The sequence below is a fragment of the Aquimarina litoralis genome (genome assembly GCF_039523995.1).
Lineage (GTDB): Bacteria > Bacteroidota > Bacteroidia > Flavobacteriales > Flavobacteriaceae > Aquimarina > Aquimarina litoralis.
The window spans coordinates 356,655-370,471 of the sequence record NZ_BAAAGE010000003.1 but is presented as its reverse complement, the minus strand read 5'-3'; the positions used below and the strand labels follow the sequence as shown (position 1 = coordinate 370,471).

Below are 13,817 nucleotides of genomic sequence, written 5' to 3'. Positions count from 1 at the left end.
AAAAATATCTGCCAGTGTTGGTACTGGCAGATACAGTATTTTCGATATTAAATTATGATTTTATTGTGGTACTATATATATTCTATGATTTGGATAATCTGGATAAAACCTATAAGAGTATGCTTTATGGAATTCCTTTTTCCACTCCGAGCTTCCCATTGGTTTGTAACGATATTCTCTTTGATATGGTATTGTTGTTAGTGATCTTCCTTGATAAAACAACTTAAAACTACCATCTCCCTGTATGCGAATGTCAAATAAATTTCTATCAGTTAGATGGCTGTCAGATCCATTGATTTTATCATTGCTTTTTAAGGTAACTAATCTGTGGTCACTACCAGGCATGTGAATAAAAACTTTACCAAAACTATGCTCGTACATTCTGAAAACCGATGGACCATAATTTGCTCTAGGATGTGGCATCCATCCTTCTATATAATTAGAAGTCTGATGCATCCAAGAGTCTTCATAATTTACGGATCTCATAATAACTCTTCGCATGTTGGTAGCATATCTATTAATTAAATCTACCGGTGCGGGTGCAGGCTCATTAAGATTTTGACATAACTGAGCTTGTGATATTCTAGAATCAACGTAATTGAGAGCTGCGTCATAATTTCTAAAAAGTGTTCCGGCAGGATCTCCGTCCTTTAGTTTAAGAATTTCACTACGTAAACCTCGCCATTCAATTCTATTTTGGTAACATTTAGCCGCATTTTCAAATTTCTGTATTAAACGATTACGAACACTTGGTTTAAATGCCTCTGTATCTCTTAATATTAATCCGGCATAAGACTTTAAACGCCATCCTATACCAGCAGCATCCTGAGGTCTTCTATTGATATGTTGCTTTACCTTCTGTGCTTCTCTAAGAGCAGCGTTTACATTAGTTATCGTGTTAGAAGGTGTGAAATTTTTTACATTAGTAAATGTTTTTATTGACAATCTATTAGAGTTAATAACTTGTTGCTGCTCATTGGAGACACCGATACCATTAATGTTAAACATTGCCCTAAAACTGTTCTCTAAACTACGCTTGTAATTGGACTTTTGTTCTTTGGTATAGTTAGTAGTATTGTATTTATAAATGTAATATACATCTCCTCCATACGTTTGGCTGTCAATATAACTGCCTCCGTGTTTTCTGAAGAATCGATCAAATTTACCATCGATTAGTAATTTGTTGGTTTCCCTGTTAAATCTAGGTGAACCCTTGGTGACATTATATTTAAAACTTTGAACATTGATCCTTACAATAGCGGTTACGTGATTTCGACTAAAGCCTATTTTGTTTTCCAACACTTTTTGCTTTCCTCGAAAGTTAAAAATAGTAAAAACAGAGGCTCTTCGTTGAGTAGTTTGTCTGGTAAATGCATCATAATCTTCTTTATTCTCAATGATCTTAACCTCTACCTTGGTCTTGTTTATAGCCTGCTTAGCCAAGCTATTTTTAATACCATTTATGGCGGGTGGATAATAATCATCGTTTAAAGGATCATATCCCGTACCTGCATAATATTTAAAACCTTGATAGTAAAATGCTCCTTTCTGAGAAAAGTTCTCAGTACTCTCTTGTTCTTCTTCATTACTCTCTAAAGTAGTATCCTCAATTCGTTCCTGCTCACAGGAGGAAAATAAGAAGAATATTGTTATAATTACCAAATAGTAATTAGTTGTTATTTTAATATTTTTCATGTTGATTTATTTTTGAATTATCTTACAAAATACAATCTAGTGGCCTGATCTTTATTATTCGATCTAGGGAAGAAATACGGAGTACTATTCAAAATTCTTGGCTCCATATAAATGTATCTTGATGGTTCATATCTAAAATTTATAAAATACCCATCATTAGATGATTTTGTTAACTTAAAAAAGTTATTGCCATCCAGACCGCTATCTTTGCCTGTTAGTCCATTATTATCATATGTTAAATATCTATTATCACCAGAAGGCATTTGTACTACAATGGTTCCTATCCCTAAATCTGCTCTATCAAAAACTCTGAAAGTTTCAGGTTTCGAGTAACCTACAATATAGGAATCCGTTCTTCTCCAATAAGAGTCTGGTAGATCTGAACGTATCCGTGTATTAAATGAAGGAGTATAATATTTATTAATAATTTCCGCAGGAGCAGGGGCAGTACCTATAGTTTGACACAGTTGAGCAGCTGTTATTTTTCCATTCGCATAATTTATGGCAGCATCATAATTTCTAAACAAGTTACCAGTCGGGTCAGTTTCTTTTTGTTTCTGGATCTCATAGCGAAGGGATCTCCAACCGACTCTATTAGCAAAACATTTGGCCGCCTTATCGAACTCTTGTACTAGACGATTACGAACACTTGGTTTGAATGCCTCTGTATCTCTTAATATTAATCCCGCATAAGATTTTAAACGCCATCCTATACCTGCAGCATCCTGCGGTCTTCTGTTGATATGTTGTTTTACCTTCTGTGCCTCTCTAAGAGCTGCGTTTACATTCGTTATAGTATTTGAAGGTGTGAAATTTTTTACATTTGTAAACGTTTTTATTGACAATCTATTCGAATTAATTACCTGTTGCTGCTCGTTAGTGGCACCCCCGCCATTAATATTAAACATCGCTCTGAAACTACTCTCTAAACTGCGTTTGTAATTAGACTTCTGTTCTTTAGTATAATTTGTAGTATTGTATTTATATATATAGTACACATCGCCACCATACGTTTGGCTATCAATATAACTACCTCCGTGTTTTCTAAAAAATCGATCAAATTTACCATCAACTAATAATTTGTTAGTCTCTCTGTTAAATTTTGGTGAACCTTTGGTAACGCTATATTTAAAGCTTTGTACATTGATCCTTACAACAGCGGTTACGTGATTATTATCAAAACCTATTTTATTCTCTAAAACTCGCTGTTTTCCTCTAAAGTTAAAAATTGTAAAAACAGAAGCTCTTCGTTGAGTAGTCTGTCTGGTAAATGCATCATAATCTTCTTTGTTCTCAATGATCTTAACCTCTACCTTGGTCTTGTTTATTGCCTGCTTAGCCAAGCTGTTTTTAATACCATTTATGGCCGGTGGATAATAATCATCATTTAAAGGATCATATCCTGTGCCTGCATAATACTTAAAACCTTGATAGTAAAACGCTCCTTTTTGAGAAAAATTCTCAGTACTCTCTTGTTCTTCTTCATTACTTTCAATTATTGTATCTTCTATTTGTTCTTGCTCACAGGAGAAAAACATAAGAACAAGTAAGCCAAAAATTAAAACCAATGAAGTCTTCGAGATGTAAAGTAGAACTTTTTGATAGTTTATGGCGATAGATTTATTATATGATCTCATCGGAGTAGGCAATTTTAATTGATTGATATCTGGTTTCTGATGGAGTAACAGAATTGTTACAATTAGTTGATCTATTTATGTTTGTTCTGATTTCATTTAATGCCTGAGTAGCCTGAGAACGCAAAGTAGAATTGGAGGTGTTTAATCTGATAAACTTGATTTCCTGCTCGAATCGTTCCCATCGATCTAAATCGTTTTTACATTTTAGTTCTCGATTGAATAGTGGTAATAATTCATTACCATTTGGAACATTGGCTAAAATTGAAGCGTATGACCTTAATTTTAGATCAACGGTAGCAGCAGCAGAAGGTCTCCCGTTTAGATAACGTTTAACACGTATTTGTTCTCTTCTAAAGTCTTGAACATTTTTAACCTGCTTAGGCCTAAAACCTTTTATATTAGTTATAAAACCTCTTTTGATTAGATTATCTCTAATCACTTTTTCATCTGTAAAAGTTACATTACCAGATGCGTCGTACACTAAGTTAGAAAACAAATTAGCTATTTCAGTTTCCATAGGAGTAACCCTATCACTACGAAAGTTACTATTACGAAATGTGAAGTAATAAAAGACATCTCCCCCTAAACGCTGTTTATCTATATACATGGAACCATACTCCCGAAAAAACTCTCTGATTTTGCCTTTTTGAACCATTTCTAACGCTTGAGGAGTAAAATCCGGATTTACCAAGGCATCATAGCGTCTGGTATCGGTGATTCTTATTTTTGCTATGACAGTCATAGCATTTTCTCTTATGGTCAAGTCTTGAGATAACCGATCTAAATTACGAGACTCTCCGTTTTCACTAAAAAATTCAACACCTTCTCCAAATTCTAATTTATACGATTTTACAAAAGTCTTAAGTTCTTTATATGTTTTGATAACACTAATCTCAGCAGTAGTACCTTGATGCCCTTCATTACTTACCCTATTCACGAGATCCTTAGTTTTAAAAGCTATTTTATTATATACTTTATCACGGCTAGGGCTATAACCAATTCCTGCATAAAAAACTCTGCCAGATGGAGATTTTAATGTCTTGTTGTTAAACTGTGAACTAATAACCGCACCTTTTGCTTCATCTATATTTTCCTCAATTAGCACTACATTTTCATAATCTTCTAAATTGTCTGTCTCACAAGAGATGGATATCAAGACTCCTAATATTATTAAACTGAATTTTTTCATAGTTAATTAGTTTTAAATAGGCTGATGAATTCTTAGCCTTAAATTAAAAAAGTGTGTAGGGGCAATTATATAAACCGATAAAAGATTTAAAAAATAAATACTAATCAACCGATGAAAAACTATCTTCACCGGTTGACTGGTAGGTTTTATTTAAAGTTCAAAGGCTCTTCTTAATTCTGGTTCTAATTGAATGCTCTTGAATTCGTTAAATCTTGGAGCGCGAGATCCTTGCTCGCAATTAGTAGCTTTTTCTATTTGAACTCTTATAGTTCTCAAAGCGTTATCAGCCTGAGCTGCTATCGATGGAGTAAGGGTACTTTTTCTTACAAATGAAACCTTCGCTTCTTCTGAAAGCCATTGCTGTAATTTTTGATGACACTTAGCCGCCTTTACAAATGCGCCTTTCATTCTTCTTTTCTCCCCAAAATTGAAATCTGCTACTTTTTCATAAGATTTGGTATAGGTTGCTAGCAGTGGGTTTTCTTTTCTTCCTTGTGGAGATTTTAGGTATGCTTCTAATCTATCCATTTCTCTTTCTGCCTGTTTCTCATTCTTAACTATTCTTGGGGCAAAACCATTTAAGTTTGAAAGAATCGTTACATCAGTTATAGAGTTCTGAATTTCTCTGATCTCAGACGATGATAATGAACTACTGGTACCAAAAGAAAAGTAAGGAGCAAAACCAACTTGGAAATTCCTTATAACATCTTTAACTTTATTTTCAGATACACTACTAAAATCTAATCTATAAATATAAACAAGATCAGCTCCATAAACATTTTTTTGAACATAATTAGAACCATAATTCTCTACAAAAAATCTTGGTCCATATCTATCCAAACCTTCTAAAGCATCATCATTTAATCTAGGCACACCTCTGGTGTAGGTAAATTCTTTAATTGGTCTAGTAATCCTCACAACGGCAAAAACATGTTTTTTACTTTTAGTGATTACTTCTGTAAGACTTTTTTTGATCCCAACAGAAAAGCTAAATGTTCCTGACACACCTCCGGCAGTAACAGGAATTTCATTAACCCCAAAGTTAACTTCATCCATTTTAGCTAACGTTTTGGTAATATCTTCTTTATTAGAAATTATATTCACATCGACAGTAGTTCCTCTTCTGGGATTAAAACTACGGGTAACGTGTTCATCACTGATATCAAGAGCAGGTTCTCTTTGAATATCAGTTATTAAATCGTAACCATACCCAACCCAATATTTGCGCCCTTGAACCGGATCATAAAGCTTAGATTGGTTTTCTTCTTGTACAATTTGTTCTTCAATTTCATCTTGTTGACAAGAGAATATGAATGCACTTACAATAAATAATAAAAATAAATTTTTCATAATTAATAAGTTAATGTTATTTATAACTAAAATTACAATTACTAATTGCGATGAGATTTCGAAATAAATACACCATTTAAAAACTAATGACTTTATTCCATAAAAAAAGCTGAATAATGTTTCCACAATTCAGCTTTACGCAAATCAAAACTAAACTACCCCATCATGATAACTCATCAGGCTTATTAAATCATATTATTTTCTATTTTGTAATTATTAAGTAAAGATTAGATTTTTTGAGGTAAAAATTTAAAGAAGAACTGAGCTAATTTAAAAATAGCTCAGGACCATCCAGTTCAGAAAAAATCTTACATTATACAAATACTAATATTTGTCGAACTTTTAATTCTTCAAAATACGATAAGTTCTTTCATTGTTATTAAAATCAACTAACTTTACAAAATACATTCCAGATTGCCTTTTTTGAAAATCCAATGTAATATTCGATTTTCCTCCAATTTTCAACTCTTGTAGAAGACTTCCATTAACATTGTAGACTTGTAATAAGGAATTCTGACTAACATCTCCCTGAATTTCTATATTTAAAATATCATCAACTATTGTCGGATAAATTAGTAATCCCACATTACTTAAAGGTTCTTTATCCAATACGCTACAACTCTCTTTACCAGTAGAGTAATTAATCGACATTAAGCTGAAATCAGAATTATTATCTACCCTATTATTCAGACCATTCCCGTATGCTGTGGACCTAAGAATTAATTTACTAGCTCCTCTGCTAACCTTAGTATTAAATTTATAAATACCCTTTCCTACTTTTTCACCTTTGTCAGGAGCAATTAGTCCTCTTGCAATCTCCTTATCATTACTATCGAGTAAAATCCACAAACCTGTCTCATCAAAACCTCCGTACTCATCTTTTTCAAGATTTCCTAGAACAAAAGAAATCTTCCTAACTTCACTACCAAAATTCACTAAAAACTCCTCAGTTTTACTGGTTGCTCCGTCAAAATCTAGTTGTGTATTAGATCTACCTCCCATTATACCGAGTCTTTTTCTATTTCGTGTTATCTGAACTAACTTATTATTCTGATTTCTTGCTAGTAATGTTACACAATCTCCCCATTGTTGTGGTTTATTAGTATTGTTAAGATCTAGATCTTCTGCATGTAAACTAAAATCTTCATCTGTAGGAGAACCAGGAAGCACATTTAACAAGACGCTTGTAGTGTCTCTACCACCTCTACCGTCGTCAATAGTATACCTAAATAAGGCTCCAGGAAAAGCTCCTGTACCCTTAAACGCCACATTATTATCTCTTATTTCTGCAGTTCCACCTCTTTCACTCTGTACAGATACAAGTTTAATAACATCTCCATCAGGATCAGTGTCGTTAGCTAATAACCTAGAAATAGGAATAAGAAGAGTTTCACCTAAAGTTAGTGTATAGTTTGGATCGCCTGCAATTTCACCGTCACCATTGGCGACAGGAGGCCTATTGGAATCTTCTTGATCACATAATACTTGGCTCGGTAGTCTTAATCTCCATAACTGACTATCATTATTATTTTGATTTAATAATACTGCGTTTCCATTACTATTAGTTAAAAAGCGTGGATTATATCTACCTCTAATTTTATAAAACCCATTTCCTACATCTATTATTTTCCATTGTTGCCAGCTTTTATTATTAGACGTGAAAACTGTTACATTATCACCGTTGCCAGGAGAAGGTCTATATGACTCCAGCGCTTTTCCAGAATATATGTTTAAAATTTTATGAAACCCATTTCCTAAATCTGTAACCTTCCAAGAATGTTGCTGGCTATCGCAGTTCTCTATCAAAACATTAGATCGATCTAATGTTTTATTAACCTGAAGAGTTTTAAGATCCCCAGTTTTCGACAAGAAAACTGCATTTTGATTGATACTTACCTCATTAGAATTAGAAATTACATTTACTATGATAGGATTAGATTTTCTTCTCGCTGTAATAGTATTATTAAACCCTCTAGTAATAATTGTGTAAGTAAAAGAAGCTCTTCCAACAAAGTCTTGATTTGATTTAAAAATTACTTCTCCATTATTCATATTAACAGTACCATTTACTGCATTCTGTACGCTTTCTAATTCTATATTCCCCTGAGTGGTTGAAGTTTGATCATTACTAATTAAAGAATTAGTAGGTATTCTTAATGTGCTATTTACCATGGTAGTAAATGGACCATCTTGAACAATTCGAACTGCAGAATCATTAATATCAATTACTCTAATAACAATGTTAGCTTGATCTTCTTGACTATCATTACTAATCCTATATGGTATGCTGATATTACCACTAAAGTCTAATCTTGTTTTGAATTCAATTCTTCGTTGTCCAGCTAAATTTCTTATTGTTCCAGGAAAATTGTTAAAATTAAAACTCTTAATGTTAATATTATTACCAGTATCATTTTCTAAAATCTTATCATAAGATATAGAAGTCAGCCCTATATCCTCTTTAATTTCAAAATTATCGTCAATAGCATTAACTTGGGTTGATACAGGTAATACGTTTAATAAAACACTAGTTGTGTCTCTTCCACCTCTACCATCTCCTATTGTATATCTAAATAATGCTCCTGGTGCTACAACGGTTCCTGTAAAAGCAACGTTATTTCCTCTAATTTCAACATTTCCTCCTCTTTCACTTTGTACTGATATCAATCTTAAACTATCTCCATCTGGATCAGTATCATTAGCTAACAATCTAGAAATAGGAATAAGAAGTGTTTCTCCCAAAGTTGTTGTAAAATTTGGATCTCCAGCAATTTCTCCATCACCATTTGCAATCGGAGGTCTATTTGCAGTATTTAACCTTTTGTATGAAACCCCTACAAGATTAAAATCAGAATTGTTCTCTTTATTACCACTTTCGTTATCGTATCTGTTAACATATTTAGGTTCTCCCGATCCGTAACCAAACGCTGTTGCCTCAATCGCTATAGAATAAATGCGAGAATTCGAATTGATAGAAAAAGGATAAGTCCCATAAGTTCCTCCTTCTTTATTTCCTGGACCTAAATCACTATCATCCGGACCAAAAATCCCAGTAGCAACTATACTTCCATTAGCACCATAGGCTATCCATTTTCCCGTCTCATCGAGTCCATTAAACCCTTCGTTTAATCCTAACATGCCGATCCTTAGAATTACATCAGTAACAGGACCATTAAAATCAACTCTTATAGACTCACTTGCATTAACTCTACGCCCTTGATAATCTCTATAAAAATCTATCTGTTCCCATCTAGCACCTTTAACACCAAACCCTTTATCTCTGAATTCATTATCATATATTAGTTGAGCAGGACTACCATCGATTTTAAAAGCTCTTAAGGTAACATTGTCACCCCAATTCTGACTACCATTTCCGTTATTTTGAATAACCTCCGGATAAGCGGTCAAGCTATTCTGCGCCCAAATATTGGAATATAATACCGAGCATATAATTAAAAAAATAATTTTCTTGTACATTATTATAATTTTTTATGTTAGTATTGATGTTTTAAAAAGTTTTTGTTTAATCTAACTGAAACTATCTACACCTTTATATTTAATTAAGACAAACTGTTTTTACCATTATCGCTCTTAAAAATCTTTTAACCTCCTCTTATTAAATACTTTGCCGAATATCTTAGAAGTAATTATTTTAATTAATTTTCCAAATGTGATCATAAATTATATTAATTTTTCTCGAGAAAAAATAACACAGAATTTTAATAAGGATTAAATTCATTAACCACAGTTAATATTACTACGCTGTTAAAGTCAACTATTCCTAATTTAATCAATAGCTGAACAAGGATGAACTATATCATACCCAACAATCTTATAAGGGGCGGGGGGCAAACCTGTTTTTCAAACCTCGCAAACTTTAATGCGATTCCGCTTAAACCCATGTTTACGAATTAAATTATTGGATAATTATAAGTCCATCCATGAAACTAAAATATTTAAACAATAGTCAAAAATCTTAAACTTTAGAATATTTGAATCTGAACGCTTTATTTAATAACAAGCGATTTCTTGATCTCTCCCACCATAGAAACATCCATAGCTCGAACCATAACTGTGACTATGAAATCGTTTTCCTCTAAAAGAACAAAAAACAGGACCATTGATATAATAGGCACACTCTCTATAATAGTAGCTTATACCTGACGAACTCGCTTTAATATCCTTTTGTTGCTTCTTAGTGAGAAGTTTCACATTGTCTATATCTTCCAAAGTCTTTTTTAAAGTTTTCATTTTTAAATGTTTTAAAAGTTTTAGTAAAATTAAAATGAAAAAAACAAAGCTGTTTGCTAAAAAGATATACTGCTTTATATAAAACGACATTTTACTTAAATACAACTTGGATTCTACTTGCATAAAACATAACCAAGTTGATTAATCATCGTATTAACTCAAATAATTTACATTTAAATTTCACACCGATTGAAAAAAATAGAAAAGTGCTTAAAAGAAATAAAAAATATTATCATTTAAGATTACTTGGTATTGAAATAAAATTAATAATCACTCAAGTTTTATTGTAATTAACTTATTAGAAAAACACTTTGATTTCGAAATAATCAAGCTAATATCCTCAATCAAAAAGTTCGAACTTCGTCTCATGGACTCCACATTCAAAAACCACCTACGGGTGGTTTTTTTGTGCACTCAGGGGATTTGGCAAACTTGAAAGGCCTGCAGCTTCACTAAAATCCTACTTTATGGCAGGATTTTGTATTTCTGGAGATTCAAAACCTTTTTAGGAATAGTCATTATTTTATTGAATTTTAGCTTTCCATTGTTTTATAATCGTTCTTGTCATAAAGAAAAATAATATCAAAAAAATTACCAAAAGTGGTGTCCCTATAATGTATAAAAACTGAATCATACAACCATCGCCAGAGCAAGGTCTATTACCAGCTGCGATCATTATCAAAGAAATAATTAACCCAGCTATTGTCAAAACATAAAGAATCCAAAATATTATTCTCATAAGCTATTTAAACTTTCAATTTGTTGTTTTGGTTAAAAGTTTTGCCCTTCAAAAAACGACTATATTTTCTTACTTTTTGCGGTTTTCTGTTCTTTAATTTTAACGTAAATCAATTTACTTCGACCTTTTGGATTTTCACGCTGTTCTATTTCAAATTTTTTAATCGATTTAATAAGTGGTGTAAGTTTTTCAAAACCATAATTCCTTGAGTCAAAATTTGGGCGTTTTTTCTGAATCAAACTTCCTACATCTCCCAGAAAAGCCCATCCATCTTCATCTGACAAATCGTTAATTGAAGAAGAAATCAGGCTGATCTCTTTATTAGTAATTTTATCTACAATAGCGTTATTCGTTTCCTTGGACTCCGCTTTATCTTCAGTTTGTTTTCTCAAGATTTCTATATAAATAAACTTATCGCAAGCCACAATAAATGGACTTGGAGTCTTTTTTTCTCCAATTCCAATAACTAACATCCCTGCCTCTCGTAGTCTAGTAGCTAATCGAGTAAAATCGCTATCGCTTGAGACTAGACAAAACCCTTCGACTTTTCCGCTATATAAAATGTCCATCGCATCAATAATCATTGCAGAGTCAGTTGCATTTTTCCCAGTTGTGTATCCGTATTGTTGAACTGGAGTAATTGCATTTTCCAACAGCAAGTTTTTCCATTTTGTCAATCCAGGTCTTGTCCAATCACCATAAATTCTTTTAATTGTTGGATTGCCATATTTAGTGATCTCTTCCATCATTTCTTTAACATTCGCTGAAGGAATATTATCACCATCAATTAAGACAGCCATATTTATATTTTGAGTCATATAATTTACTTCATTTATCGTTTTTATTAAGCTTTTGATTTAAACTCCTCTATATTCCATAAAGCTATGCTAGATGCAATAAAAAATAATGTCAATATTATGTTTAAATACCCACCTTTAACTATAATCCAAATGTGGTTTGGCAAATATTTAGTAACCAGGTCTTCTACTAAAAATGGAATAAGCGGAAAAAAGAATAGTATCCCTCTTGGATATAAGGTTCTCCTTTTCCAAACTGGATAAATAAATAGAAAAGACAAAACCGCAACAAAAGGATAAACAATTAATCTCATTATTTCGTTTATTCTTTCCGAAAGCAGTGCAGCTTGTTTTAAATCAAGATGATGCTCAATCGCTAATTTTGAAGTGGTTGCAATTGTAAGAAAAGCTCCATGAACTATTCCAAATGCTATTAAGATGCATCCAAAAAAAATCAGAACTCCTGTTTTATAAATGGGTTTAGTTGGTTTAAAAGCAACATAAACCTGAGCTAATCCAATCATATAAAACCACGTCGCAAATAAAGCGCATACACCACTTGCAATGATTCTTAAATCAGAAGCATTACCCATATTCCGCTTTAGGCTCATACTAATTGAGTCATAATACAGAAGCATATCTCCAGCAAATAAAATCAATCCTCCAATGATTCCAAACACTCCACAAACCCTTATGTAAAACTGATTCATTTTATCTAGTAACTGAGTTTTTAACTGTTATATAAAAAGTTGTATTCCCATCATTTAAGTAAACTTTTATCTCTTTTTAAAAATGATTTTCCAAGTCTTCTTAGTTTTCTAAAATCTTTACGTTTTATATTTTTCAATGTATCCGTCCCACTACAAGCACTAGATGTTTGGAATTCAGTTTTATCTGCTATACGATATCCATAACTGGATGGGTTCGAAAACACCAGACTTCTTTCATTTAATGAAAAATGTTTAGAACAGGAATTTCCGACGGATACTTTTATTTCAATAAAATCATTATCACAATCTCCTTTAATCAATTCGTTAACTTTAAATCTATAAACCTTCCAAGGAAATCTTCGTACTCTAAATTTATCTTCGAATGGTATTGGAATTGAATCCATTACTTCAACATGACTTATTGCAACAACTTCTCCTGTAAAGATTAAATTAGAATTATTAAATTTTTCTTTAATTTTAACGGGAGTACATGTACAGGAATAACCATCTTTGGCTATAAGTACTAAAATTACAACTAATATTTTTTCCTATAATTCCTTTCATCGTTTTACTGAACTTTTATAACATCTTTTGTATGGTGCATTAGATTTTGAAGAAAGCATATGCATTACACAAATTGTTGTATACTGTACCTATTTGCCAATTATTTCTAATTCGTTAATAAATTTATAGTTTAAACTGTCAACGGTGGACAATTCTTTGATCAGTATGTGTATCATAGACTTTAAGGCATTTTCTAGATTTCGTTTGTTTGGTTCGTTAATCATTGTATTCTGAATTTGGTTTAAAAAACTAGGTGTTAATTCATCAAAACTTCTTCCGTCAAATGAATTAAGATTTTCTTTAAGGCATTTAAGTATCATCGTATTTTCCCGGCATTTGGTTAAGTAATATTGCGCCTGCCAATATTTTTCCCTTTCAATGGAAGTCCTTGTCTTTAATGCAAATAAAATTGTATATCCAGCAATAGAATTAATTTCTGGAAGTGATTTAAATTCTCTTTTTCTCTGGTTACCAAAAATTAGTTTAAAATTATCCGTTATCGCTCCAAAATGATCACTTGGCGTAAAGGACAAATCTACTTGTAAAGCATTTGGCAGAAGGAAAACCCTGTAAAGAGACTCTTTGTAAGACATGTCAAATAGTTTGTTAGCACCGAAACTTTCAAACATTATTTTGCTCCAATATCTCAATATTTGATTTATATCTGCATCGATTTCATATCCAAATGCCAAATCAATGTCAGACCATTTGTCATCATTACCTACAGATTTAGAACCAACGATTGCACAATCAATAATATTTGAATCTAATTTGGCAAAATCGATTATTTGCTTTTCAACTTTAATTCTGTCTTTTTTCGAGTACATTTTTTTGTTTTGTACGCAACAATGAAATAAATGGCATATGTCCCTTATATTCCCATCG

10 protein-coding genes are annotated in these 13,817 nt (G+C 32.2%); all 10 read right to left on the bottom strand.

Going from position 1 to position 13,817, the window contains the following annotated elements; all coding sequences use genetic code 11:
• Nucleotides 1-60: 60 nt before the first annotated feature.
• The 10 genes from ABD077_RS16085 to ABD077_RS16040 all read right to left on the bottom strand — a co-directional run bounded on the left by ABD077_RS16085 (nt 61) and on the right by ABD077_RS16040 (nt 13,759).
• Nucleotides 61-1,695: a hypothetical protein gene (locus ABD077_RS16085; protein WP_343913272.1), complete on the bottom strand. Its 1,635-nt coding sequence runs from the start codon at nt 1,693-1,695 to the stop codon at nt 61-63.
• 17 nt (nt 1,696-1,712) lie between these two features.
• Entirely contained in the window at nt 1,713-3,332 is a 1,620-nt protein-coding gene (locus tag ABD077_RS16080) for a hypothetical protein (protein WP_343913271.1), read from the bottom strand.
• Nucleotides 3,319-4,521 (bottom strand): hypothetical protein, encoded by a 1,203-nt coding sequence (locus ABD077_RS16075; RefSeq protein ID WP_343913270.1) that lies wholly within the window; start codon nt 4,519-4,521, stop codon nt 3,319-3,321. Before ABD077_RS16075 ends, ABD077_RS16080 begins: the two co-directional genes overlap by 14 nt.
• 150 nt (nt 4,522-4,671) lie before the next feature.
• On the bottom strand, nt 4,672-5,871 hold the full coding sequence (locus tag ABD077_RS16070; protein ID WP_343913269.1) for a hypothetical protein: 1,200 nt from the start codon (nt 5,869-5,871) through the stop codon (nt 4,672-4,674).
• Nucleotides 5,872-6,213: 342 nt separating this feature from the next.
• Nucleotides 6,214-9,348 carry an Ig-like domain-containing protein gene (locus ABD077_RS16065; protein WP_343913268.1) on the bottom strand — a complete coding sequence of 1,045 codons (3,135 nt, stop codon included), beginning with the start codon at nt 9,346-9,348 and terminating at the stop codon, nt 6,214-6,216.
• Between the two features lie 534 nt (nt 9,349-9,882).
• Nucleotides 9,883-10,122, bottom strand: a complete 240-nt coding sequence (locus ABD077_RS16060; protein ID WP_343913267.1) for a hypothetical protein — start codon at nt 10,120-10,122, stop codon at nt 9,883-9,885.
• Nucleotides 10,123-10,920: 798 nt separating this feature from the next.
• Nucleotides 10,921-11,661, bottom strand: a complete 741-nt coding sequence (locus tag ABD077_RS16055) for an NYN domain-containing protein (protein WP_343913266.1) — start codon at nt 11,659-11,661, stop codon at nt 10,921-10,923.
• Between the two features lie 44 nt (nt 11,662-11,705).
• Nucleotides 11,706-12,368, bottom strand: coding sequence for a DUF6796 family protein (locus ABD077_RS16050; RefSeq protein ID WP_343913265.1), 663 nt, complete (start codon nt 12,366-12,368; stop codon nt 11,706-11,708).
• Between the two features lie 50 nt (nt 12,369-12,418).
• On the bottom strand, nt 12,419-12,772 hold the full coding sequence (locus tag ABD077_RS16045) for a hypothetical protein (RefSeq protein WP_343913264.1): 354 nt from the start codon (nt 12,770-12,772) through the stop codon (nt 12,419-12,421).
• Between the two features lie 249 nt (nt 12,773-13,021).
• Entirely contained in the window at nt 13,022-13,759 is a 738-nt protein-coding gene (locus ABD077_RS16040) for a hypothetical protein (protein ID WP_343913263.1), read from the bottom strand.
• Nucleotides 13,760-13,817 lie beyond the last annotated feature (58 nt).

Excerpts from the sequence above, each read along its gene's own strand:
- ABD077_RS16085 (WP_343913272.1), bottom strand. The coding sequence starts at position 1,695 with ATGAAAAATATTAAAATAACAACTAATTACTATTTGGTAATTATAACA.
- ABD077_RS16080 (WP_343913271.1), bottom strand. The coding sequence starts at position 3,332 with ATGAGATCATATAATAAATCTATCGCCATAAACTATCAAAAAGTTCTA.
- ABD077_RS16075 (WP_343913270.1), bottom strand. The coding sequence starts at position 4,521 with ATGAAAAAATTCAGTTTAATAATATTAGGAGTCTTGATATCCATCTCT.
- ABD077_RS16070 (WP_343913269.1), bottom strand. The coding sequence starts at position 5,871 with ATGAAAAATTTATTTTTATTATTTATTGTAAGTGCATTCATATTCTCT.
- ABD077_RS16065 (WP_343913268.1), bottom strand. The coding sequence starts at position 9,348 with ATGTACAAGAAAATTATTTTTTTAATTATATGCTCGGTATTATATTCC.
- ABD077_RS16060 (WP_343913267.1), bottom strand. The coding sequence starts at position 10,122 with ATGAAAACTTTAAAAAAGACTTTGGAAGATATAGACAATGTGAAACTT.
- ABD077_RS16055 (WP_343913266.1), bottom strand. The coding sequence starts at position 11,661 with ATGGCTGTCTTAATTGATGGTGATAATATTCCTTCAGCGAATGTTAAA.
- ABD077_RS16050 (WP_343913265.1), bottom strand. The coding sequence starts at position 12,368 with ATGAATCAGTTTTACATAAGGGTTTGTGGAGTGTTTGGAATCATTGGA.
- ABD077_RS16045 (WP_343913264.1), bottom strand. The coding sequence starts at position 12,772 with ATGGATTCAATTCCAATACCATTCGAAGATAAATTTAGAGTACGAAGA.
- ABD077_RS16040 (WP_343913263.1), bottom strand. The coding sequence starts at position 13,759 with ATGTACTCGAAAAAAGACAGAATTAAAGTTGAAAAGCAAATAATCGAT.